Genomic DNA, 24,298 nt, shown 5'->3' with positions numbered 1-24,298 from the left:
GCCAGGGACGCCGGGGCCCCGGTGACCACGCCCCTTCCAGGACCAGGTCCGGTGCTGAGAGCCCGTGCCAAAAGTCCCTTGACCTCTCCTTCATGCGGGACCACACTCGGAAGGTGCGCAGGGTGCGGAGGGACAGCGCAGTCCTTTCTGCCCCGGAACCGCTGTGGGCAAGGCGCATCTCTTACACCGAGGAATTACAAAGAGTGGGGGCAGCTGTAATGGACATCGAGAAGTTGTGGGACCGGCTCGAGCCGGAAACGCGGCAGTGGCTGGTGGACAATCCCGGATGCAGGATCTTTCCCCGGACCGTCGTGGCAGCGATCACCAAGGCCACCGGGGTGCAGGTTGAACAGGACAGGCACGGGGAAAGTTCCCTCTCCCCCAGTGACTGCGACTTCCTCCGCACCGCGTCGCAGCTGCAGGATGCCAATAGCCGCAAGTCTCTGTAGCCGGGCCTTTGGCCGGGCTTTCGCATCCGAAATCCCGTGAACTGAACGATCGTGCCCGATTCTGCCTACACTGGAAGACGAATTGTAAGTGTGGGCCGGATTACCGACGGGGGCCGTGGAGCAAGTGGCAGCCAGGGATGCCGGGACGGAACCCGTCCCGCTGGACGAGATCGACCGCAGGATCATTGCCGAGCTGACCCGGGACGGCCGGATGTCCGTCACGCAGGTGGCGGAGAATGTCCACATCTCCCGGGCGCACGCCTACACGCGGATCGGCCGGCTCACTTCTGAAGGTGTGCTGTCCAAGTTCACGGCGCTGGTGGACCCCATCAAGGCGGGGCTCCGCTCCTCCGCCTACGTGACGCTGAAGCTGAAGCAGGACGCCTGGCGCGAGCTGCGGGACCAGCTCGCCGTGATCCCGGAGGTCCACCACGTGGCCCTGGTGGGCGGCGACTTCGACGTGATCCTCCTGGTCCGCGCCGTGGACAACATCGACCTGCGGCGGGTCATCTTCGACCAGCTTCAGTCCATGCCGGGCGTGCTGGATACCCAGACGTTTTTGGTGTTCGAGGATCTGGATACGCGGTAGGTGCGTGTTCCGCCCCATCGATGGGGTCGGAGGCAACAGCCACTTCCAGAACACTCGCCCGTTCTTGCGGAAATCTTGATTAAGTCTTGAGTGGCGCAAGCGAAGATTTCCGGTAGTGCCGCCAAGCTATCGCGGCACTGCAGTAGTTGCACTGTGAAACACCGTTCCACTTGCCGTATCCCCCGGAAATTGATTGTCCTGACGAGATCAAGATTCAGCGGCTTGGGGCGCTACGGGGAGGCCCGCCACATTTCCCCCCAATCGGCGGGCTTCCCCACGTGGTTGTCCGGCAGGGTACGCCTTGGCCTCCGGTGACCAGCAATGCCAGAGGCATCGCAGACCCAAAAGTTGCTTAAGAGTGTGCAAGCACCGTCAGCCCGGCGTCAGCGCTGCCGGCGTACGGGTTTTCCTCAGCCGGCCGTTCAACCACCCGGGGACGCGTTCCGGGGGGATCGGCTTGCTCCAGAGGTATCCCTGGGCGCGGGTGACGCCCATCCGCCGAAGTTCGTTGAGCTGGGCGTGGGTTTCGACGCCTTCAGCGATAACGTCGAGTTTGAGGCTTTTAGCCATGCCGAGGACAAGCTCTATGACGGTGCCCCCATGCGGGCGGTCTCCCAGTTCCTGAATGAAAGTGCGATCGATCTTCAGAGTCTTAGCAGTAAGCCACCTCAAATAGCCCAGGGAGGAGTAGCCGGTGCCGAAATCATCAATGGAAAGGCCGACGTCCAGGCGGGAAAGACGTTGCAGGGTTTCCTTGGGCAGGTCCGGTTCGTCCATGAGAACGGTTTCAGTGATCTCCAAGTGAACGGCTCCGGCATCAATGCCGGACATCTGGATTGCTGCCTCCACGATGTCCGGAAAGTCCTTCGCCACGAACTGGCGTCCGGAGATGTTCACTGCTGCCGTGAGGTCTCCGGCTCCCTCCACCTCCTGACGCCACTGCTGCACCTGGCGCAGGGTTTCTTGCAGCACCCAGGTTCCAATGGGAACGATCAGGCCCGTCTCTTCAGCGACCGGGATGAATGATTCCGGTGGCATGAGGCCATGGTCGGGGTGCTCCCACCGCAGGAGAGCCTCGAAACCGAGTGGAGTGTCAGTGGCGAGCTCCATGATCGGCTGATAATTCAGCCGCAGTTCTCCCCGATCCAGGGCTAGCCAAAGGTCCGACTCCATGTCCAACCGTCCGCTGGCCCTTTGAGTCATTCTGGAGTGGTAAACCACCGACGCGTCCCCGCCGGCCGATTTGGCCCTATACATTGCAGTGTCCGCGCCGCCCAGCATGGATTGTGCTGTGTCATCAGGTCCGGCCAGGGCGATACCAACACTGACGTTGAGGAAAATCTGCCGGTCCTCCACCTCGAACGGAGCCCTGATGCATTCACGGATTCGCCCGGCCATCACCTTAGCGGCACGCATGCCCATGTTCTCGCAGACAATGATGAATTCATCGCCCCCGAAACGCCCTACCGTGTCACCGGCCCTCACTGTCTTCGTCAAACGGTCGCTCAGGAGCATCAGGATTCTGTCACCGCCGCCATGGCCGATACCGTCATTGACGAGTTTGAAGCGGTCGATATCGACGAACATGACCACTGGCCGGGAACCATCGTCAAGGAAACCCTGCAGCACCTCAGTTATCAGGTACCGGTTGGGCAGGCCTGTCAGGGCATCGTGACGGGCCTGCCATTCCAGGACCTGCTCGGCTTTCTTGCGCTCAGTGATGTCCAGTACCGTGTCGAGGAAATGAGTTGGTTGCCCGTGAGTGCCGTCGACGTTCAGTATCCGTGAATGAAGCCAGCGCTGCCCGCCATCCGGCCGGAGGAGCCGGTACTCTACATCAGCGAATCGCACCCCCGAATGCAGGTCCCGCCACACCTGCCGGACCCGGTCACGGTCCTCCGGGTGTGTCCGCTCCAGCAGCCATGCCCTTGATAGGGACTCCCCTGGCGCCAAGCCCACGATGCGCGCGAATTCCTGTGAGTGCCAGGTCTCCCCCGTGGCGCCCGAGTACTCAAGACTTCCCACATGCGCCATTTCCTGAGATGCAATCAACCGGCGCCGCTCGGCATCGGCTTCGGACCGCAACCGCTTAATCTCCGTGATGTCCCTGGCAATGGCAGAAGCGCCGGCAAGCTTTCCGTCCTGCCCATACACCGGTGACAGCGTCAGGTCCACGTCAATGACCGAGCCGTCTTTGCGCCGCCACCGGGCCTCTACCCCTGAGACGGAAGCCCCGGCGCGGATCCGCTCAGCGACGCGGACATCCAAGTCCTCCGCATTCCGGGTGGTGAACAGCGCGTGCGTTTGGCCGACGGCTTCCGCCATGCTCCAGCCGAACATCCGTACGGCACCTGCGTTCCAGCTGGTGATCTTCCCGTCCATGTCAGCGCCGATGATCGCATCCCCCGAAGACTCCACCATCGCGGAGAGCCGGCCCAAGGCCGCCTCCCGAAGTTTCCGGTCAGTGATGTCCTTTGAGATGGCCACGATATCCACTGCCACCGTGTGGCGGCCCCTGATCGGGCTGATCGTCGCATGGACTGGAAACTGCCTGCCGGACCGATCCTGCATCCCCAATTCCCCGGACCAGTCCTGGCCAAGGGCTAACCGCTCCGCGATCTCCTCATTCGCAAGCCCTGGCCCGGGGGTCGGGAAACTATCGACGATGCCCAGATCAAGAGGCGTCAATCCGATCACCTCCGAGGCAGCGAAACCATACAATCGTTCGGAGGCACGGTTCCAGTACGTGACCCGCCAGCTGCTGTCCATCCCGATCGCAGACTGGCCGATCTCGTCGAGCAGCAAGGCCTGTGTTAGCAGATCATCCTGTTGTTCCCCCGCCATTGATCCCCCGCGTTATCCTCAATCCATTCCAACTAGGACTCTGTGGCTACGCCTACAGTCGTTTGGATGACCCACGACGACCAGTCCAGCGGATGCACCGACGGCCGGCCCAGCAGATACCCTTGGCCGGCAGTGAGGCCGGCATCAATGACTGCGGCAAGCTCCGCATCCGTTTCAATACCTTCGGCTGCCAGGACGGCCCCGACCTCCTGGGCAAGGCTAATCACTGCCGGCTCGTCCAGGCCTGGCTCCTCAAGAATCCCGGCGATAAAAGTACGGTCGAGTTTGATGATGTCAGGCCGAAGGCTAAGAATCCTGTCGGCAGGGGTAAAGCCTGCTCCGGAGCCATCCACCGCCACCCGCAATCCGCGGTGACGTAGCAGGTTCACGGACTTGATGACCCTGCTCCACTGCATATCGTTTGCCCCGCCACGAAGCTCAACGACGATCTTGTCCATCGCCAGCCCGGAGTTCTGCAGCAGGCCTTGGACACGGGTCTCCGTAAACGCCGCCGGACTAAGGTTGAACGCGACGAAGAGATTGGCGGGGACCATACGCGCCGCTGATACAGCACACTGCAGGGCCGCTATCTCCAGCTCGGTTCCCAGGCCTACGGCCTCGGCTTCCCGGAACCAAGTGTCGGCGTCTGATCCGTCGCTGCTGACAAAACGTGTAAGGGCTTCAACCCCGGCGACGCGCCGCTCCGGCAATTCGTGGATTGGCTGAAACGCCGTCAGCAACAGCCTGCTGCCCAAAACGGATTCAATTCTCTTCGTAAGCCCGGTATCAGGGGCGCTGCGCTCATCAAGGGGACCGGCAGTGGTACCGTCCACACCCTCAGTACGTGGTTGCTGCCGCGCGCCCTGTTTCCGTGTCCCGGCAAGATGCTCAAGAAACGCACGTTCGGGGTTGTCCGGGTGGGACGCAAGGTGCTTCCGCAGCTGCGCCCTGGCCCACTCCGCTTTGGGATCAGGATCAGTGAGGACATCATTGATCAGCTCCATCACCTGATCGCGCAGGGAACCATCTTTCGCCGCCTGCTGCGGCAGTGCAGGTCCCCCCGGACCTGCCGTTTCCCCTGCGCCGGTGACTGAGAGGAGAGTGAACTCGTCCCGTGACATCGGCTATTCCTTTATCGGCTGTAGGCGCCGGCTGAGCCCGGCACCAAGCCTCGGCCGCAACACTGATTGACTGCAGCGCGCAACCCCGGCCTGAACAAAGGGTACAGCCGGACAGAACCTAAATCCCTAATGTCCAGAAACAAATTCCGGCGTTTACTGCGGCCGGGCCCGGAATTGGCGGCGACTGGAAACTAGGGCGCCGATTTCGGGGTCCCGTCCACAGCTATTTCCATGAGCTTGATCCACATCGACCTCATGAAACCTTCGCAGTCCCTACGAACGACTGCAGACCGTACACCGCTACCGTCCCAGCGCTCCACCAGCACGTCGCCGCGGCCGTCGCGGGTGACGAACACATCGTCCGCTACCCAGGCCGCACCGTCCCGAAACCCGAACATTGCGGCCGGCACGGGCGCGCACGGAAAGGGAACGGCCTGCCGGTCTTCCTCGTATCCACCCATGGGCCGAAATTAGCCCAGCATCCTGGCTGGGGCACCAGTAGGCGGTACCTGAGTTTCCCCCGCCGGGTACCTGTGGCACCCCTCTCCCTACTTGCCTGCGCGTCCTGCCAAACCGGTCAATGCGGATGGCATGAGCGGGATGCGTTCTAGCGGTACCCGTCCACGATTGCAGCGGCGATCTCTTTGTAGGCACGACGGGTCTCAGGTTTGAGGACATCGAGGGTGACGAGATCGCCGTCAGCCACGCCGCGGTCGTGCGGGACGGCGATGAGCTCGCGGCAGATTCCGGCGAGGTGCTCCTCGATGGCGTCCTTGTCCACGCGGGAGGAGACTTCGTCCTTGTCCGTGATCACCACAATGGCGTTCCGGGCCAACTCCTCGTAGCCGTGGCTGGCCAGCCAGTGAAGGGTGCTGCGGGCACGTTTGGCACCGCTCACTGCGTAGCCTGCGGCAATGACCAGGTTGTCCGCAGACTGCAGGATCCCGCTCATGGCGTTGTGCGTCACGCCCGTGCCGCAGTCGGTCAGCGCCACGGAGTAGTAGTTGGAAATGAGTTTGCGGATCCGCAGGTACTCAGCCGCCGTGAGTGAATCCGAGACCTCCGGGTCCTGCTCCCCCGCGATCAGGTGCAGCCGGCCGGCGTGGTGCATGTACCGGGCCAGGGCTGTCAGCGAGCCGATGGAGTCGATGTTTTTCAGGAGGTCTGTGATGGTGCGCGGGCTGGACTGCTGGTAGATGCCCTCGCCCAGTGCCCGTTCCACGAGGTCGCCGGAGTCGGGGTTCGCATCGATGGCGCAGGGGGCGTCCCCGCGGTATTCGGCAAGCGTGAGGCCCACGCCCACGGTGGTGGAGGTTTTGCCGATGCCGCCTTTGAGGCTGAGCACAGCGGTGTTGTAGCTGCCCTGCAACTGTCGCGAGATGCGTCGGCCCAGCTCGTCCTCCTGGCGCTGCTTGGCGCTGGGGCCCAGGTTCCAGGCGCCGCCGGTCATGCTGTAGATGGCTCCGCGGAGGCCGCCCACGGGACGCGGCTTCTGCTCCTTTACGAACAGCCCCGGCGAGCTGATGAAGTCCGGCATTGGGCTCTCAGCAATGCTGTCCGCAACGGTAGGCCGGACGCGGCGGAAGGCGGGAGCTTCAGCAGGGGCGGCCGACGGCGGCTGCGGGGCTTCCGCAGCAGGCGCACCGGCGACGGAGGTGGGGGTGTCCTGCGCGGCCGTCAGGGCGGCTGCAGGTGGCCGGGTGGGAGGCGGGACGGCAGAGGCTGGCTGCGCGGCATCGGCGGCCGCGGCAGCTTCTGCCCACGAGGTCCGGCGTGTCAGCGGCCCTCCGGCTTCAGGCGGGCTGGACGGTGCGGGCGGTACGGCTGGCATGGTTCCTGTCCGGACATCCGCCGGCCCGCCGTCGGCGCGACGGAGGTCGCGGCGTCGTCGCAGTGGCGGCTGTCCTGCATCTTCTGCATTGGCGCGCGCATTCTGATCCGCCGGATCGGACATGTTTATCCCCCCAGGACGTTCGGCAAGAAGTTCAGCAGCACTCTGGTTCAAACCGTAAGTCTACGATGCTTTCGAGTGTCAGCCCGGACTCAGCGATGGGCCAGTGCGGCGGCAACTACGGCTGCGGTCAGTATTAAGAGAACGGCCAGGACAGCGTAGCCCTGCCATCTGGGACGGTTTTTGTGGGGGTTGATGTCAACGTAGGGCATGGCTAGCGGCGGTTACCTCGCCGCAGCGCTGTGGCGTAGCAGTCCAGCATCATGCAAACCTCCATTGATGGCAGTATTCCCAAGTCAAGCTAGGAAGGACGCTACCCTCGCGGCGCGATAATTGACAAACGTGTCAATTCTGGCTGCTGGGGGCTGCGCCGTCCGTGGAGGACGATCGCTTGGCGCAGGTATCACGCGGCGCCGCTGATGCGGGCTTCCTTCCAGCTTTCCCATTCGCCGGGATGGAGGCTGGGACGGCCCAGGAAGTAACCTTGCGCCGATGTCATCCCCAGCCTGGTAACGGTAGCCAGTTCGGCCATGGTCTCAATACCTTCTGCCACGATCTGGGCCCCGATTTCCTGGGCGAACGTAACCATGGCGGCACCGAGCGCCCGCTGGGCATGGTCGCTGTCAAGCCCCGCAACCAGGCTGCGGTCGAGCTTAATAATGTCGGGCCGGAGCCGGAGGATGTGGCGCATTGATGAGAAGCCGGAGCCGGCGTCGTCCACGGCAATCTTCAGGCCCCTGCGCCGCAGGGGGGCCAGCGCGGACAGCAGCGGCGTGTACTCAGCCACTGGCAGTCTTTCTGTCAGTTCCAGAACTATCCGGTGGGCGGCCAGGCCGGACCGCTCCAGCAGCACCGGCAGTCGGTGGTCCAGGCAGGTATCGGGCGAGAGGTTCAGCGCCACATAGAGGTGTTCGGGGAGCTTCGCGGTCCTAAGCAGGGCAGCCTCCAGGGCCGCAAATTCAAGGTGTCCCCCGAGTCCAACGCTGGCGGCATCGCTGAACCAATGCTCCGGGCTTCTGCCGTCATCACTGGGGAACCGGGTGAGCGCTTCCACTCCGGTCATGATTCCGGTGCCAAGTTCGTAAATGGGTTGAAACGCGGTGAGGATGGTTCCGCCCCGGACGGTGCTCTCGATGCGTTCCCGGACGTGCCCTTCGATGAGCGGTTGCACCGCCTGGGCGGCCAGGGGCCGGCTGGTTCCTTCATAGCGGGGGCGGGCCCCGTTCCTGGTGGGCCGTGCCCTGCCGGATACTTCCATCCACACGGATGTGCCATTGCGGTGGCGGTAGGAGATCCGGACCCCTTTCCAGTCAGTACCATGATCGCCGCGGGCGTCTGCCACGGCCTGCCGCGCCCCGGCGAGTTCGTCCGGACCGATGACGGTGCTGACCGGCCTGCCGATCAGTTCGCCGGGTTCGTACCCGAGGAGTGCGGTGCTGGCCCCGCTTGAGTAGCTGAAATTCTCCTGGCCGTCCACGGCCCACACCCATTCGCTGCTCGTGTCGGAGACGGTTTCCATGAGGTTGGAAACAGCGCTGCTACGGTCGCGCTCCCGGGCCTGGGCACGGACGCCCCGCGCAGCCGTGACCCCGGCAACGAGGATCAACCCTCCGGCAACTGCGCAGACCAGAACAGCCCCTGCAGGTGGCTGCGGAAAGCTGTGGGCCAAGGAGTGCCAACCTGCGGCCACGGCCAGGGCAAATGCGGCCTGCACGCTTAGGACGCAGAGCAGCAGGTGGCTGCCGACAAATGACCGAAGAGTCGTTTTTCCGTACCTGGCCATGCCCTGTTCCCCCCCATTGCACCCCGCGTTTGAGTCCGGTCATCCTGATCGGCCGCGGCCAAAGGTAGGCTAACAAGGCCGCATCAGGGTAAGTCCCATCTTTGGACTAATCTGTGGAAATCCTTGAAAAGGTAGGCAAAAACAGGGCAAATCAACGTGAATTCACCTACGGTGCCGCGGTGATCGTCGGCGAAGGGGTGGCCGCCGTCGCGGTGGCGGAAAGCGTCGCCGTCGGGGATGCCGTAGCTGCGCGGGCGGGCGCCACAGTCGGCGACGTCGTCGGGGCGGGTGCAAGTGCCGATGGCGCCGAGGCGTCGACTCGGGGCGATGAAGTCATGGCCGCCGATCCGTCTTCCGCGGGACCGTGGCTGTGGCCAGCCGATTCATGGCCACGGCTCTGCTCAACGGAGGCTACCCATGCCGGCGCAGGTTTCGTTCCGTCGGCGCTCCGGTAGTCGGCCATCGTGATATCGGCCTTGGGATCGGGAGAATGCAGCGGCACCATCGCCCATTTAGCAGGGTCGGTGTGGCTGCCGTTCAAAACCGTTTCGAAATGGAGATGGCATCCCGTTGAGGCGCCGGTTGTGCCGACCTTGGCGATAACGTCGCCGGCCTGGACGGACTGGCCCGTCCGGACACCTATGCCTTCGAGGTGGTTGTAGGTGGTGATCAGTCCGTTGCCATGATCCACTTCAACCCGGTTGCCGCCGCCCCACTGGTGCCAACCCACTGCCCGTACGACGCCGGCATCCGCCGAGTGGACGCGCGTGCCGCAGGATGCGGAGAAATCGAGGCCCCAGTGGAATTCCCCCGCTACTCCGGTGATCGGACTCGTCCGGAGCCCGTACGGTGAACTGGGCAAAAGTACTTCCAGCGGTGCCATCAGGGTTCCGGCCGCTGGGCGCTGCGAGGCGGTCGAGGCGGCACTGAGTTTCCCGGTCGCCTTCTTCGCTTCGGTACGGACGATGGAACGGCTGTAGGTCAGCAAGGCGTCGGCCCGGGCCGAGACAACGTCCGGGGTTGAACCGGCTGCCCGGGCACTCGCCGTCCCCGCCGTGAAGCCCTGGCGGGCTGTGGCTGCAAAGCTGCCGGAAGGGTGCCCGGGCGCAAGTTCGGCAGCAGTAACCGAGCCGCTTGCCTGGAGTCCCATAACGAGCACGGCCAGCACGCCTGTGCCTCCGCTGATGGCCAGTCGGGCGGCATGCCGCACGCGCTGACGGCTGCGGCGGGCAGCGGCCCGCGCCAGATGTTTTGCCAAAATGGATTTCCCCCGTGAAGAGCCGCCTGGATGGTGATGAGTGGCGGGTGTTGTAACTATGGGAACACGGAGGACAGGGCGATTTGAGGGATAAGGCCGCATCTGTGAATAACCTATGCAAACCCTCAGGCAGGCCTTGCCGAACTGGGCCGGTCTTCGCAGAAAACTGAGTAATAGCCGCGCCCCGCAGCGGCCAGCACGACTGCCTATCGTGTCCAAGGCCGGGGACTGAAATCTAATCCAGGGGAATGGTGACGGAGACCCTGGTTCCCCTGCCCGGAGCAGAGTCAACGCTCACGAGGCCGTGTGCTTCGTTGACGGCCATCGTCATCAAGCACACCCCGTATCGGTGGTTCCGGGAGGCCTCGGCCTGGCTTTCCGGGCCGAAGCCAATGCCGTCGTCAGTGATGGTCAGGCGGATGCCGTGGTAGACGGCCTCGAGCCGGACAGTCACTTCGGTTGCATTGGAGTGCCTGAGCGCATTGGTGAGAATTTCCTGCCCGGCGCGGTAGAGCAGGATAGCGCAGGCTGCCGGAATCTCGAGGCCGTGGTGGGGAGTTTCCATCCGTACACAAACACCCTGCCGGCGGAGCGGCACGGTCAACCTGTCAATGCTGCCGGCCAGTCCCCACGTGCGGAACGCAGCGATGAGTTCATCGGCGGTTGCGTCTTGGGTTCTGTCCCCATCCAGTGCTATTGCGTGGCTCACAATTTTCCCTGCTTCCCTGCATGCTTGCGGTCTCGTGTTTGGGTGACTTATCCGGCCGGTAAGCCCCTGGAACAAGAGTGGCCCGCCATCCTCAAGGACTCCGGCGATTATCCGCAGTCCGAATAAAGATTTGCAGCAGGTTTGGGCAAGCAGGCCCGCCGCCAGCCCATAGGACGGCGGCGAGGCCCCCGGCATGATAGAGCTCGGGAGCCCTGAACCACCGTGACCAGCTCAGCGCCCTCCCGGAGGTGCATCACGTGGCTCTGGTTAGAGTCGACTCCGACATAATTCTTCTGTTCCCCACCGTGGACAACATCGACCTGCATCCGCGTCATCTTCGATCAGCTACAGTTCATGCCCGGAGTGGAATACCCGGACGTTCCCGGTTTTCAAAGACTTGGATGCCCCGTAACCCACTAGACTTTGGGTGCGCCGCCTACATCCAGCCTGCGGCAAACCGCCTTCGCGGCGCTACCTGTGTCTCGGTGCGACCGCTATCCAATCAGAACCGCTACCTTCACCGCCGCTGCCGCCAGTGGCTTCTAAACGTCGTGGAGCACTCGACAGGTCGCAGCGCATTCGCAGGAGTACCTGTTGGCGGGCTTTTGCTTTGATCAGTCCTGCGGCCAGGAGCCCCATGCCCGCGAGTTGTGCCAGCATGCCGCCCAGTGCCGCGGCGTATTCGGTGATAGTCATTCCCGCCACCCCTTCTGATGTCCTGCCCTGATGCGCCCAAGCTACGCCCGGAGGCTCAGCATTGGCCGCAGGTGCGGCGAGGGTTTGATCAAGATCGGTGCAGGCCGTGGCTCTGCCGGTACCCGTCCACGATGGCAGCGGCGATCTCTTTGTAGGCACGGCGAGCCTCGGGCTCGAGCACGTCCAGGGTGACCAGGTCGCCATATGCCACTCCGCGGCCGTGCGGGACGGTAATGAGCTCGCGGCAGATCCCGGCGAGGTATTCCTCGATGGCGTCCTTGTCCACCCGGGAGGAGACTTCATCTTTGTTCGTGATCTCCACAATGGCGTTCCGGCCAGGTCCGCGTACCCGTGGCTGGTCAGCCAGTGCAGCGTGCTGCGCGCACGCTTGGCACCGCTCACGGCGTAGCCTGCGGCCGTCACCAGGTTGTCTGCAGACTGCAGGATCCCGCTCATCGCATTGTGGGTCACGCCGGTACCGCAGTCAGCGAGCGCCACCGAGGAGTAGCTGGAGATGACTTGCGGATCCGCAGGTACTCGGCAGCCGAGAGCGAGTCCGAGACTTCGGAGTCCTGCTCTCCCGCGATCAGGTGCAGCCTGCCGGCATGGTGCATGTACCGGGCACGTGAGCGAGTCGACGGACTCGATGTTCTCCAGCAGGTCCGTGATGGTCCGCGGACTGGACTGCTGGTAAAAATACCCTCCCCAGGGCGCGTTCCACCAGGTCCCCGGAGTCCGGGTTGGCGCCGATGGCGCAGGGGCGTCCACTCCTCGCGCTGCTTGGCACTTGGACCCAGTTCCAGGCCCCGCCGGTCAGGCCGTATAGGGCAGCACCGCCGAACCCACCCACGGGCCGCGGCTTCTGTTCCTTCACGAACAAACTTGGCGAGCTGACGAGATCGGCATCGGGCTCTCCGCAATGCTGTCGGCAACAGCAGGCCGGACACGGCAGAAAGGGGGACGTTCAGCCGGAGCGGCCGACGGCGGCGGTCCGGCTTCCGCAGCAGGCGCACCAAGGTCAGAGGTAATGTTGTCCGGCGCTGCCCGCTGGGCGGGAGGCCGGCGGAACCCTACGCTTCCTGCGCGAACGTTGTCCCAGTCCTATGAGAACTGTGCAGGTAACCATCGGGAACCTTGATCGAAGCCACCCATCATTTAGTCAGAAGGCAGAGAATATCCCTACAACGAGAATGAAGGTAATCAAAGTGGCAACCAGGGCAGAAAAATCAAACTACCGCTACAGCGATTTCTATTGCTTCATGTCACTGGCCGACTTCACAGCTTATATCTCCTCAGACGACGATGCCGATGGCTGCATCTCGATCAGCTATGCTTCCCGGGGAGCCGGGCAGGGCGCATGACACCTGACGCTGGAGCACAGTCAGTCCGGTTGTATGCTGGTTTGTTCGTCGCTTGAGAGCAGTTTCTCCACCCGCAAACGCAGTTCCCGAGGGCTGAATGGTTTGGCCATAAGGTCATGGATGCCGGCAGCGAATGGGGTGTCGGCGAGATCCTCGTGACCGGTAAGCATCAGGATCGGCGCGCTGCTGAAGCCCCGGATGCGCCGGGCGGCTTCCACCCCGTTGAAGTCCGGCAAGCCGAAGTCGAGGACGATGATGTCAGGCCCATGCCGCCGGACGGCCTCCACGCCGGCGGCACCCGAATCGGCTGCATGCACTTCCAGGCCAGCGTTAACGAGGATGCCCTGGATGAGACCCCGGACGTCCAAATCGTCGTCAATGATCACAGCCGTTTTCCGCATGGACGGCACCCCCTTTTCTTATTAAGGTATCTCGTGGAATCAGCGAATGGCGGGGATGGTCACGGTGAACGTTGATCCATGACCGGGTGTGCTGGTGCATCTGATGCTGCCGCCGTGGTTGTCCACGATGGTTTTGGTGATTGCCAGCCCCAGGCCGATTCCCGGGATCCCGGATTTCCGTGCGGTCTCGGACCGGAAGAACTTGGTGAAGAGTTCCTTCAGCTCCTCCTGCCTCATCCCAATCCCAGTGTCCGTCACCGAACAGAACACACCTTGCGCGGTAGCGCTGGCACGCACCGTCACTTTCCCGCCGTCGGGCGAGTACTTGATCGCGTTGGAGAGCAGGTTGTCCAAAACCTGGCCCATTCGTGTCGTATCTATCAGTGCCGGCACCTCGGGGTCTGATTCGTTGACCAGGTTCACGCCCGCAGCGCCGGCCAGCGGCACCGCCGTGGCCAGGCTGAACCCGATGACTTCGGCGAGGTCCGCCGGCTCCGGACGCACATCCACCGAGCCCGATGCTGCTGTGAGCAAATCCGTGACCAGTCTCTGCAGCCGCTGACCGTTCCGCTGGATGACCTGCAGCATGGCGCCGGCATCCCCCGGCAGGTCTTCCCTGGCGGCCAGCACCTCGGTGTACCCCAGAATCGACGTCAACGGGGCGCGCAGTTCGTGGGTGACGTTGGACAGGAACGCGTCCTTGGCGGTCATGGCCTCTATCAGGGCGGTGACGTCGGTGAAGGTTACCACCGACCCGTCGAACCTGCCATCGTCGCGGATTGCCCTGGCGGACGTCGAAAATACCCGCTGCTTGCCGTTTTCGCCGATCCAGACCAGGTAGTCGGAAAAGTCCTCTCCCCTGGCCGCCCGGCGCTCCGGCCGCATCTCGGGAACGAGCAGTTCCTTTCCCCCGCGGCCATAGACGTGCACCTCCGGCTCCCGGTCGGGAGCCGGAGAAGGATATGCAAGTGCGTAGTTGCGCTTCTGCTGCTGGTTTCTGAGGGTGCTGCTGCCTCCGGCGTCCAAGGCCAGGACGCCGACGCCAACTGCGTCAACGACAGTGTTGATGAGCCGTTCTTTGCGCGCCGAGCTGTCCAGCGCCGACTGCAGCTGGCCCCGCGCCTCCTCCAGGGTGCGCTGCTGGTGGTCCCTGCTGGCGCTCAGGGTATGGACGGCGAAGCCCGTGGCGAACATCAGAACCGGCAACAGCACCACCACGCTGTACTCTTCTCCGGCGGCAGAGCCACGGAGAAGCAGCGGGACCCAGACCGCCAGCAGCGGGCCGAGGAAACTCATTACCAGGCCAAACCGGGGGTACAGCTGCGAGCTGGTCAACCAGACCACCGGAAGGACAGCCATGGCCCCGAGTGCGGGAACGGTTTCCACCCCTGACTCGCGGATCAGTCCGATAGGGACGAAGTCCAAGACAGGGACGGCAAGGGAAGCCGCCGGAGGGAGCCGCTGCCACGGGACGGCCAAGGCCAGGATGAACATCACCGCATGGAGCATTAGCCCGGCCTTGAACACCGGATCCAGCAGCAGTGCGGGATGGAAGACCAGCACTATGCCCGTCACCAGGACCATCGACACCGTGAGCGGCAACTGGCTCAGCACCACCCGCGCCCGCGGGGAAAGCTCATGAAAAAACCTGTGCGCCGGTAACCAGGCAAGGCCATCGCTCACAGGGGCTCGCGAGACGTTCATGACCACACCGCCCGCTCGGGTCCACTAATACGGCCAGTGTTCAGCAACGAACCTTGAGTGACCAGCGGAAAGCTGTCCGCGCCGACTTCGAGCCATTCCGACAATGTTTCTCCATACCTTTGGCAAGCAGTTGCGTCTGCCTGGCCTAGAGTCTACCCACGGTGCTTGGAGTTACCGGGAGGCTGAAACGCCCTCAGGCCACGGACGGTGCTGTTGTCTGGCCCGCCCAGCGGAGACCGCCCAGGCCGGAGGCGTCGCCGCTGAATCGCGGAAATCAGTCATGGTGGTGTCAGCCGGGCGCTCCGCGAGGGTCAGCGGCTGGAGCGCCCAACGCGCGGGATCGGTGTGGTCGCCGTTCAAGATCGTTTCAAAGTGGAGGTGGCAGCCAGTCGACGCACCTGTGGTTCCGACCTTGGCAATGAGTTCGCCCGCCTGCACCGACTGACCTTGCCAGGCCCCAGTGGAACTCCCCCGCTGCTCCTGCAACGCGACAAAAACAAAAGCGCCTGGTGATCCGGCAATCCAGCGGGGCTTACTTAAGCCCTATCCTGGAGAAACGGACTGCAAGGATGCCGGGCAACAGGAGAGTGTGACCGAATTGACCAACGATCGGTCAGTCCATCGAATATGGACACAAGGTAAATCAGCAAGCAGCCGTCAGTTCGACTCACCGTAGCCGAGGGGATTATCCCTCTGCCACCGCCACTGGTCCTCGCACATCTGTGCGAGATTTCGGCGGGCCGACCAACCTAGATCGGCCAGCGCGGAGGAGGGGTCCGCATAGCTGACTGCAGCGTCCCCGGGACGCCGCGGGGCGAACTCATAGGGGATTTGACGTCCGGCCGCATCGGCGAAAGCGCGGATAACCTCAAGCACGGAGGATCCCCGACCGGTACCCAGGTTCCATCGGAACGTCCCCACCTTGGACTTCAGGAAATCGAGCGCGGCCAAATGGCCGGCTGCCAAGTCCATGACGTGGATGTAGTCGCGCACTCCGGTGCCGTCCGGCGTCGGATAATCATTGCCGTAGACCAGCACCCTCTCATGCCGTCCCACTGCTACCTGAGCCACAAAGGGCAGTAAATTGTTCGGAACGCCGCTCGGGTCTTCCCCGATCAAACCGGATTCGTGGGCCCCGACCGGATTGAAATAGCGCAGGAGGGCGATGCTCCAGCGACGGTCCGCCGAGCTAAGGTCACAAAGTATGTCTTCTATTTGCTCCTTGGTCCTGCCGTAGGGGTTGGTGGCATCCATGGGCGCTTTTTCCGTCAGCGGGACTTCCTCGGAGGCTCCGTACACGGTGGCGGAGGAACTGAATACGAGCGTTCGGATGCCCGCCCTGTCCATGGCGTGCAGCAGGTTCAGGGTTCCTACTACGTTGTTTTGGTAGTACTTCAGCGGCTTTTCCACCGACTCGCCAACCGCTTTGAGCCCGGCGAAATGTATGACGGCGTCCCCTCCAGATTGCCCAATCACCGTTTCCACGGCTCGTTCGTCCAGCAAATCCACTTTGCGGAAGGCGATGTTACTTCCGGCAAGCTGCTGCACCCGCTCGAGGGATTTGACTTGTGAATTTGACAGGTTGTCAATAACAACCACTTCATGTCCTGCTTCAAGCAAACAAAGTGAGGTGTGCGATCCGATGTACCCGGCACCCCCAGTGACCAGTACCTTCATAGGATTCACTCTATGCTCAGATCAGGAAATTGAAACGTCCCGCGACTTAGTTTTTGGTCCTCTACCAAGATCAGAGCGTAGAGTGAAAGCTGGAAAAAGGGACCATGAATTCCGAGTTTGGCTGGGGAGCAAAATTGACGGATATGCACGGAATGGATTTCCCCAGGCGGGCCCTGATTACTGGCATCACTGGCCAGGACGGTCTCTACCTTGCCGAACTCCTGCTCAGCAAAGGCTATGTTGTCTTTGGCCTGGTCCGCGGGCAGAGCAACCCAAAACGTGAACTTCTTCACCGGATCATCCCGGAGGTCAAGGTATTGACCGGAGACCTGACTGACGTCTCCAGCCTCATCCGTGTCCTGAGCATTGCCGGGCCGCACGAAGTGTACAACCTGGGCGCCATTTCCTTCGTCGGGTACTCGTGGGAGAACGCTGCCTTAACCAGCGATGTGACGGCTTTGGGTGTCTTGAACATGCTCGAAGCAACAAGGCTTTACGCCGGAAGTGACATGGGGAAGGTCCGCTTCTATCAGGCGTCTTCGTCCGAGATGTACGGCAAGGCCCAGGAAGTGCCCCAAACTGAGCGGACCCTGCTGTGGCCCCGCTCCCCCTATGGTGTGGCCAAGGCGTTCGGCCACCATATGACCATCAATTACCGCGAATCGTATGGAATGCATGCTTCCAGCGGCATTCTGTTCAATCACGAATCCCCCCGGCGCGGACCGGAGTTCGTTACCCGCAAAGTCACCTTGGCAGTTGCCCGGATCAGACTCGGGCTGCAGGACATTTTGGCGCTGGGAAACCTGGATGCCCGAAGGGACTGGGGATTTGCCGGTGACTACGTTGACGCCATGTGGCGGATGCTCCAGCAGCCTGAACCGGACGACTACGTCATTGCGACCGGCAAGTCGCACTCCATCCGTGACCTGCTGGATGTCGCCTTTGCCGCCGTCGGAATTTCCGACTGGTCAGGCTACGTAACGCAGGATTCAACGTTGATCCGTCCGGCTGAAGTGGAATCGCTTATCGGCGACGCCAGCAAAGCCCATGCCACGCTGGGCTGGAAACCGGAGGTGGATTTTAAAAGTCTGGTCTCGATGATGGTGGAACACGACCTGGCCAACCAGAAACACCTGGTCTGAACCGGGAAACGGAGAGGACATCCAAGTGCCTGGATTGATTGTTCACGAATGGATCGAGCAATACGGTGGCGCAGAGAAAGTCGCCGAGGAGTTCGCGGCGATCTTCCCGGATGCGGCCATCGCGTGCCTGTGGGATGACTATCCGGAACGGTTTGCCGGGCGGACCGTCACCGAATCCTGGTTGTCGAAGACCCCGCTTCGCCGGCGGAAGAGCCTGGCTCTCCCTTTCACGCTGCCGACGTGGCGGTCTATAAACGTTCCAGAAGCTCCGGACTGGATGATCTGCAGTTCGCACCTGTTCGCGCACCACGCGAAACTATCTGGTCCTGGAAGACCAATTCCGAAGTACGTCTATGCCTACACGCCGGCAAGATATGTGTGGAATCCTGAACTGGATGATCGGGGCAATTCACTTGCAGCCCGCGCCGTTTCGAAGCCGCTGCAGGCCATCGACCGTGCACGTGCCCAAGAGGCCACGTCGATCGCAGCCGTAAGTAATTACGTGCGTGAGAGGATACAGAGCGCGTGGCTGCGCGACTGTAAGGTCATCCACCCGCCTGTCGATGTCGGTTACTACAGCACCAGCAAAGCTGAATTCCTTACGCCAGGTGAATGTGACCTGCTCGAGTCGTTGCCGGACACATTTGTCCTTGGAGCTTCACGGTTCGTTCCTTACAAGAGGCTGGACCGTGCCATTGCTTTCGGTGAGGCCAACCAGATTCCTGTCGTACTCGCCGGCTCCGGGCCGCTTGGGTCCGTACTCCTGGAGTTGGCAGAATCTGCAACCGTTCCGGTGCAGCTCGTGGTCCGACCGTCGCAGCCGCTGCTCCGCGAGTTGTATGCGAGAGCCTGGGCCTTCATCTTTCCTGCCGTCGAAGATTTCGGCATCATGCCCGTGGAGGCAAACGCAACGGGGACACCCGTCATAGCCACCACGGTAGGAGGCGCAGCCGAATCGATCAGCCATGGTGTCTCCGGATTTCTCCTAGAAAGCTTTTCACCCTCGGAGATGAGGGCGGCGGCAGATGCATTACCGTCCATCGGGCAGGAGGGCTGTCGCCAACAAACCGAGAAGTTTGACCGCCGCATTTTTCATGAGGCTATCAAATTGTGGGTCGAGCCTTAGAACTGAGTTGAAGCCGATTGCTTGGTAAAGCGCCACTGCCTACCGGCGCCAGGTCATCATCGAAACTGATCAGCTGTCGGGCTGCGGTGCCATCTCCTCGCGGCGGAAGGAACGCCGCCGTCAACGGCTCCGGGATATTCCGGTCGCAGGGCCGGTGGACGTGCTCTGGTCCAAGTACCGCTGGTAGTGCGAAGAAGTGGCTTGCAACCGGCTCTCGTTCTTTCGAATCAACGCCCAAGGTCCCGCGCCGCGCCCACTCGACCAGCCGGCTCCGGGACCAGCTCGTCGACGCCGTCATCCGCTCCGGCAGAGCCGCATCGGAAGCAGCTGCCGGCCTCGCCGGGTCCTCGTGGATGGTCCGCGCCGCTGTGACGGAGGCGTGCCTGCTGCAGCTGACCGACATGGACAAACTCAATCCGCGGATGCTGGGCATTGAATCATCGCGATAATGCTCTGTAGGTGCATAAGTACCGGCGGTATAGAGGGAAGAACGTGGCAGCGCTTGTACAGGGACACGGCGTCTGGCCGGTGTTCTGTCAAAAACAAGCCTGAACAGCTCTACCGACCGCCGCACGGTCCTCAGAGGGACGGAGGTGCACTCCTACTGCGGTCTTGAGCCCTGTTCAACCGGGCAGATATGAGCTCAATCCTTCAAACTGTCTCTCAGACAGAGGCACGGCTCACTACCTATAGTTATCAAACGATGGGCGAACGGAGTCATCGATTATTAAACGGTCGGAATATTTGAGGCAAACGGGCTGCAGGACGTCACCTAGAAGGCCGGTCCATCGGATCGGATACCCCGGGTTGTCTCCTCGAATGTTGCCTGGGTGCGACTCTAGGTCCTGCGCCTTATTGTCAAGCAGGGCCGTCGTCGCCGCATACCACTCACTAGTGAGAGGCGTCTTGGGACGCATGATGAAAGCGCCCATTCCTATCAGGCGTCGGTAACGAAGGCGAATTTGTCGGCCGATTCGGCCATCCAATTGAGCGCACATTCCGGATGACACTTCTCGGTAGCCTAGGGCGTAGGACTGGCTACTGCGTTGCATCAACTCAATGGCAGGCAGCCATGCACCTCGGTGCTCTTTGATGTCGGAGTATCCGCCGCCATAGTGGTGCATGAAATAGCATCGTAGGTAGTCGGAGCGGTGCACTAACGATAGGTGCTCATAGGCTGAATGGAGTGGAGCATCAGGCAATACGTATTCAGCTAGGTTCTCAGGCGTCACTAACAAAACCCTACTTCCCGGGTTTCGTCGCCTCATCAAGTCCAGACTCTTCAGCCGATTCGTAGTCAGAGGATTCTCCCCAGTCCAAAAAGCATAGATCACGTTAGGCACCGGTAGTGCGACTCCCGGTGGCACGGTCGCTTGGAGGAAGGTGCCTGGGTACTGGTGTGGGTCGAACTTGAACTGGTGGATAGCATCAAACCCTCGATATGCAATGTCGACGACCTTGACGAATCCGCTCCGCTTTCTAATTAGGAAAGCGTGGTGCTTAATTTGCCGTGCGGCCGCCAGAATATTCATGAACAAAAGCCTATCCGCTTGTTCATCTCATTAGCACGATCAAACGCAAAAGCTAACATAGCCTATGTCGGGCTGCCATGGCCTTCGAGGCAACAGTTCAGGACCACTGCAGAATGTTGCCCTCAGATGTTGATTGTTAGGATGCACTCCCCTCCTCGTCGCAGTGGTGAATATACCGGTACCCTGAGTGACATGTCCGTATCAGAGTTACCGGACATGCAACAGCCGGCACCTTAATCTCACACTGAAAGATGAAAGCCTTGCGAATAGCGTTCTTGACTCCGTGGGACATTTCAGATGAAAACTCGTGGTCAGGGGTGATAAATCCCATGTACCGCGCCCTTGCACAGCATGCCGATGTGGTCGCCGCAGAAACGGGGAACATCAAAATGTCCCAAGTCGACCGGTTGTTACTGGCAACCTTGGGCCGAGTCTCCGATAAGCCATATCTCAGCGGTCATGCGTTGGCGACGAGCGTGAAGCGTGGGAAAATCGTGGCCCGCTTGATCCGGCAAACAAAGGCCGATGTGGTTCTCTGCGTCGCTGCCTCTCAGGACATCGCATTCGCTGAGGTCGATCAGCATGTGGTCCAAGTAACGGACGCGACCTTCAACGCGATGACTGGCTATTATCCGCTGTTCTCGAATCTGCATACTCTGTCGGCCTGGCAGGGTGGCTACCTCTCCAAGCGAAGCCAAGCAAAGACCACGGCTTTCTCAGTGGCCAGCGACTGGGCTAAGAGCGCTTTGGAGAAGTCAGGGGCACGTCCGGACAGCTGTCGGGTGATCCCGTTCGGACCTTCCATGCAGCCGCCCTCACCTGTGCGAAGGCAATGCGGCAAAGGGTTGCGCGTACTCGTGGTCGCCCGCGACTGGCAGCGCAAAGGAGGAGATCTCGCGGTGGCGGCAGTAGCCTCCTTCAGAGTGCAACACCCTAATACAACACTGACGGTAGTAGGGGACGCGCCACATCTACCGGGGTGGGTAACCAACCTCGGCAGAGTTCCTAGGGAAGCGATGCCGAGCGTCTATGCCGAGCACGATGTGCTCCTTGAACTGGCCGAAGCAAATGCAGGCGGCGTGACACTAACAGATGCCCATGCCTTTGGTCTCCCTGTGGTAGCAACCGACACCGGCGGTGTGAGATCCATCGTCGCCGACGGCGTCAGCGGCATCCTCATTGACAGGACGAAGAATTTGGAACTCCAAGTCCGCACCGCCCTTGAAGAATTGAGCGATAGTGCCTTTTATCAGAATATGGTGAACGGTTCCAACGAGCGTCACCGGTCCTTGTTGAACTGGGACACGTGGGCGCTAGAAACAACCCGCCTATGCAAGGACATCTTCAGAGGATGATCCCCGTAAGCGGATGCAGGACGCGGTCGGCATGGCATTGCGTCATTGCGCCCGTCTCGGCGCTGGGACGCCCTCACCTCCAGCGTTATATTCGCTTTCCAGTTATCACCTGGTGCCCAAGGCCAGCAACGCGCCTACCTCTCAAGAGTCAACCGGCCACTGCGGGCGCAGGTCGTCAACGGCAGATGAGGAGCCGAAACATGTTACTCCACCTGTATCACCCGAATCGCGAAAATCCCCTCCGCACGTAGGCCGACGCAGGCTTTGTCCAGCGCAGCCACCTCCTCAACTGAAGGGGGTCATTCCATGCTTTCCCTACTTCCACGGACAAAGCATCTGTTCGCTCCCAAGCCGCGGTGAGCAGCGTGTGAAGATGTTCCTTGTTGTTTGTCAAGATCTTGGCACGAGTGATTGCCAATGCGTCGGCGACGGCCAAGTCGGACCTACGGGAACTGTCCCGTTGCCGATAATGGAGGACAGCGGGTATGGCCTTCCGAGCCGCACCACCGTCACGCAGCAAACGCACCCACAGTTCATAATCTTCAAAGCCATGCCGCAAGGACTCATCGTATCCGCCCACCTCGGCCCAACGGGCTCGAGGGAACAGCGCGCACGAAGCGATTAGATTACTGCTAACTAGGTCAGCAAGCGTTATGACTTGAGGTGGACGCTTCAGACGACAAGACGCACCGAACTCCTGCACATCGGGATAGGCAATCTGCACGTCCCGATCTAGGGCAACGCCGACGGCAGCAGCTACAAACTGCGGGTTGATCCAATCATCAGCATCCAAGGGCAAGATGAAGACACCCGCACTTTTCGATATCCCGAGGTTTCGCGCCGCGGATGGGCCGCGGTTTTCTGAGCGAACCAGATGTACGCTTTCTGGAAGCGAACGGAGTGCATCTTTCGTGCCTGGATCGGTGGATCCGTCATCAACAACGACGATCTCAACTCGTGGGTAAGACTGAGACAAGACTGACTTTATACACTCCTGAATGTGCTCAGGCTTGTCATTGAAGCAAGGGATCACAACGGAAACGAGATTTTCCCCCAATGAAATATTCATGATCAAAGCATACTGGTACACGATTTTTCTGTTGATCGCACCGAGTGTATCCGCATCGCCGCATGAAGGTCGAACTCGCTATTGCTACACTTGTAAGCCGAGTCAGCTTCAAGCGTCTCCCTATTCACCACCTTCTACGCGGACGGGTTACACTCCGAGCCACACCTGCACCTGCCAACGAAGATTATTAAATCGACCGCCCTGCAGGAACTCTATTCCCGTCATTCTTGGGATTTCGCAGATGCGCGCGGCATCAATCGGTCGGTAGTGGCGCAGCCTCCCCAGTTGGCTAGACGCCGACTAGGATCCTCAATGAATTTGAAGAAAAGCTCAGTGGCCAGTATTGCGACGGGCCACCCGACTGCCACCGAAAGCCACGGGCGGCTCGGGAAAACCAGCGCCGCCGAGACAATGATCGGCTCATGAACAAGATATAGACTGAATGATCGGGATGCTAGCCACTTCATGATATGTGTGCGTGACAAACCAAGTGCAGGAGTCCACGTCAGGAAAGCTATCAAAAGTGCAGTGCATGCGATCAGCAGACAGACTCTTGGCAGGGGGAGTCCTGGAATCGACCAATACGCTGAGAACATAGCGGCCGCAACTGTCATAGAAATTTTCCCCACCGAGTGCCGATCTGCCAACCCCACGATCTTGTCCCTGCCAGCTGCTAGGAACGCCCCGATGCCGAACATTGGCAAGTACTCGAGATACGTATTCCCCATCGATAGTCCAGCGGCGCTCAACAAGATCATGACTCCTGCCCCAAGTAGCCACCACGACCGCATGGAGCGCGCGACCACGACATATATGGGTAAGAAAAGTGATAAAATAATTTCCCATTTCAGGCTCCACAAGACCGAGTTGTAACGACCAGTGCCCAACAAGGTAAATGACTCTCTAATGAGGCCCTTGAACGTCATGTCTATGGCATGCATATTGACCCACCAAGTCTGGTCCGACGATACGACCCGCGGTATGGCCAGGACCATCGCCGCCGTCATGATGACAGCTCCCAAGATTGGCACATAAAGACGCAGTAGTCGCTTCGGGTAGTAGCCAATCCATGATGGCGGGCGCCGCTGTAGAAACGGAAGGACCAAGACAAAGCCCGAAAGTATAAAGAAGACGAACACAGCTTCTCCGCCAGCGTAGATTACGTGCAACGGGGACTGCAGTGCGGTTTTGATCCAAGGCTCGGCTTGATCAGACGCGGATCTTTCCGATCCTCCTGCTACCGAGCGGAAGATCAACAACGTATGCGAGGAGAGCACAATCAAGGCCGCTATTCCCCGCAAGCCATCCAATCCTTGAAGTCTCTCCTTCATTTGCAACGTCCCCCAAGTAATGCCCGGGCTAACTGCTCGGGTCTCTAAATATTTGTTGTTCCAATAGGACGCCCGACCTACGGTGTGGAAACACCGCTACCTTACTGTGCAGCGACGAGAACTAGTTGGGACCGTTGATGCTGATCAATCCAAGAGTCGAGGCAAGCCGTCTTTCCAGAACCGTAGGCCTCGACTTATTG

At 61.0% G+C, this 24,298-nt stretch carries 20 protein-coding genes and 1 pseudogene; 7 read left to right on the top strand and 14 right to left on the bottom strand.

The annotated features are described in order from the left end of the window. The first annotated feature begins 203 nt into the window (after positions 1–203). Both U7114_RS06645 and U7114_RS06640 read left to right on the top strand, forming a co-directional pair. Positions 204–449 carry a hypothetical protein gene (locus tag U7114_RS06645; RefSeq protein ID WP_323056876.1) on the top strand — a complete coding sequence of 82 codons (246 nt, stop codon included), beginning with the start codon at positions 204–206 and terminating at the stop codon, positions 447–449. 124 nt (positions 450–573) lie between these two features. After that, complete coding sequence (locus U7114_RS06640) at positions 574–1,038, top strand: Lrp/AsnC family transcriptional regulator (protein WP_321214217.1); 465 nt, start codon at positions 574–576, stop codon at positions 1,036–1,038. A gap of 372 nt (positions 1,039–1,410) precedes the next feature. Here the strand turns inward: U7114_RS06640 and U7114_RS06635 are convergent, their stop codons facing one another. From U7114_RS06635 to U7114_RS06610, 6 genes are all read right to left on the bottom strand, one after another. Continuing rightward, a complete protein-coding gene (locus tag U7114_RS06635) occupies positions 1,411–3,882 on the bottom strand; it encodes an EAL and GGDEF domain-containing protein (protein WP_323056875.1) in 2,472 nt (823 codons plus the stop codon). 32 nt (positions 3,883–3,914) lie between these two features. Beyond that, entirely contained in the window at positions 3,915–5,003 is a 1,089-nt protein-coding gene (locus tag U7114_RS06630; protein ID WP_323056874.1) for an EAL domain-containing protein, read from the bottom strand. A 607-nt stretch (positions 5,004–5,610) separates the two neighbouring features. Then, on the bottom strand, positions 5,611–6,834 hold the full coding sequence (locus U7114_RS06625) for a MinD/ParA family protein (RefSeq protein ID WP_323056873.1): 1,224 nt from the start codon (positions 6,832–6,834) through the stop codon (positions 5,611–5,613). A 523-nt stretch (positions 6,835–7,357) separates the two neighbouring features. Beyond that, on the bottom strand, positions 7,358–8,668 hold the full coding sequence (locus U7114_RS06620) for an EAL domain-containing protein (RefSeq protein ID WP_323056872.1): 1,311 nt from the start codon (positions 8,666–8,668) through the stop codon (positions 7,358–7,360). Positions 8,669–8,903: 235 nt separating this feature from the next. Beyond that, positions 8,904–9,995 carry a M23 family metallopeptidase gene (locus U7114_RS06615; protein ID WP_323056871.1) on the bottom strand — a complete coding sequence of 364 codons (1,092 nt, stop codon included), beginning with the start codon at positions 9,993–9,995 and terminating at the stop codon, positions 8,904–8,906. Positions 9,996–10,230: 235 nt separating this feature from the next. Beyond that, complete coding sequence (locus U7114_RS06610; protein WP_323056870.1) at positions 10,231–10,704, bottom strand: sensor histidine kinase; 474 nt, start codon at positions 10,702–10,704, stop codon at positions 10,231–10,233. 221 nt (positions 10,705–10,925) lie between these two features. Between U7114_RS06610 and U7114_RS06605 the strand changes: the two are divergent. Beyond that, positions 10,926–11,116, top strand: a pseudogene (locus U7114_RS06605) (Lrp/AsnC ligand binding domain-containing protein); the annotation flags it as partial. A gap of 59 nt (positions 11,117–11,175) precedes the next feature. Here the strand turns inward: U7114_RS06605 and U7114_RS06600 are convergent. Both U7114_RS06600 and U7114_RS06595 read right to left on the bottom strand, forming a co-directional pair. Continuing rightward, a complete protein-coding gene (locus tag U7114_RS06600; protein WP_323056869.1) occupies positions 11,176–11,400 on the bottom strand; it encodes a hypothetical protein in 225 nt (74 codons plus the stop codon). An 88-nt stretch (positions 11,401–11,488) separates the two neighbouring features. Then, complete coding sequence (locus tag U7114_RS06595) at positions 11,489–11,722, bottom strand: hypothetical protein (protein ID WP_323056868.1); 234 nt, start codon at positions 11,720–11,722, stop codon at positions 11,489–11,491. An 883-nt stretch (positions 11,723–12,605) separates the two neighbouring features. On the opposite strand from U7114_RS06595, the gene U7114_RS06590 reads away from it, so the two are divergent. After that, complete coding sequence (locus tag U7114_RS06590; protein ID WP_197432606.1) at positions 12,606–12,761, top strand: hypothetical protein; 156 nt, start codon at positions 12,606–12,608, stop codon at positions 12,759–12,761. A 20-nt stretch (positions 12,762–12,781) separates the two neighbouring features. Here U7114_RS06590 and U7114_RS06585 read toward each other — a convergent pair whose 3' ends face one another. The 4 genes from U7114_RS06585 to galE form a co-directional block, all read right to left on the bottom strand. Further along, on the bottom strand, positions 12,782–13,162 hold the full coding sequence (locus tag U7114_RS06585) for a response regulator (RefSeq protein WP_323056867.1): 381 nt from the start codon (positions 13,160–13,162) through the stop codon (positions 12,782–12,784). Between the two features lie 39 nt (positions 13,163–13,201). Further along, positions 13,202–14,866 carry a PAS domain-containing sensor histidine kinase gene (locus U7114_RS06580; RefSeq protein WP_323056866.1) on the bottom strand — a complete coding sequence of 555 codons (1,665 nt, stop codon included), beginning with the start codon at positions 14,864–14,866 and terminating at the stop codon, positions 13,202–13,204. Between the two features lie 171 nt (positions 14,867–15,037). Next, on the bottom strand, positions 15,038–15,304 hold the full coding sequence (locus tag U7114_RS06575; protein WP_323056865.1) for a M23 family metallopeptidase: 267 nt from the start codon (positions 15,302–15,304) through the stop codon (positions 15,038–15,040). A gap of 219 nt (positions 15,305–15,523) precedes the next feature. Beyond that, the gene (galE, locus tag U7114_RS06570) at positions 15,524–16,543 is read right to left on the bottom strand and encodes a UDP-glucose 4-epimerase GalE (RefSeq protein ID WP_323056864.1); all 1,020 of its coding nucleotides are present in this window, start codon (positions 16,541–16,543) and stop codon (positions 15,524–15,526) included. Between the two features lie 152 nt (positions 16,544–16,695). Here galE and U7114_RS06565 point away from each other — a divergent pair, with 152 nt between their 5' ends. The 3 genes from U7114_RS06565 to U7114_RS06555 all read left to right on the top strand — a co-directional run bounded on the left by U7114_RS06565 (position 16,696) and on the right by U7114_RS06555 (position 21,698). Next, entirely contained in the window at positions 16,696–17,685 is a 990-nt protein-coding gene (locus tag U7114_RS06565; RefSeq protein WP_323057009.1) for a GDP-mannose 4,6-dehydratase, read from the top strand. 25 nt (positions 17,686–17,710) lie between these two features. Continuing rightward, on the top strand, positions 17,711–18,811 hold the full coding sequence (locus U7114_RS06560) for a glycosyltransferase (RefSeq protein ID WP_323056863.1): 1,101 nt from the start codon (positions 17,711–17,713) through the stop codon (positions 18,809–18,811). A 1,783-nt stretch (positions 18,812–20,594) separates the two neighbouring features. Beyond that, entirely contained in the window at positions 20,595–21,698 is a 1,104-nt protein-coding gene (locus tag U7114_RS06555) for a glycosyltransferase family 4 protein (protein ID WP_323056862.1), read from the top strand. Between the two features lie 217 nt (positions 21,699–21,915). Here U7114_RS06555 and U7114_RS06550 read toward each other — a convergent pair whose 3' ends face one another. Both U7114_RS06550 and U7114_RS06545 read right to left on the bottom strand, forming a co-directional pair. Beyond that, positions 21,916–22,767 carry a glycosyltransferase family 2 protein gene (locus U7114_RS06550; protein WP_323056861.1) on the bottom strand — a complete coding sequence of 284 codons (852 nt, stop codon included), beginning with the start codon at positions 22,765–22,767 and terminating at the stop codon, positions 21,916–21,918. Between the two features lie 221 nt (positions 22,768–22,988). Continuing rightward, positions 22,989–24,098 (bottom strand): acyltransferase, encoded by a 1,110-nt coding sequence (locus tag U7114_RS06545; RefSeq protein WP_323056860.1) that lies wholly within the window; start codon positions 24,096–24,098, stop codon positions 22,989–22,991. Between the last annotated feature and the right edge of the window lie 200 nt (positions 24,099–24,298).

Source organism: Pseudarthrobacter sp. C1, from assembly GCF_034720455.1.
Taxonomy (GTDB): Bacteria; Actinomycetota; Actinomycetes; order Actinomycetales; family Micrococcaceae; genus Arthrobacter.
Note: the sequence above shows the minus strand (reverse complement) of the source record. Positions and strands in the feature narration are given on the sequence as shown.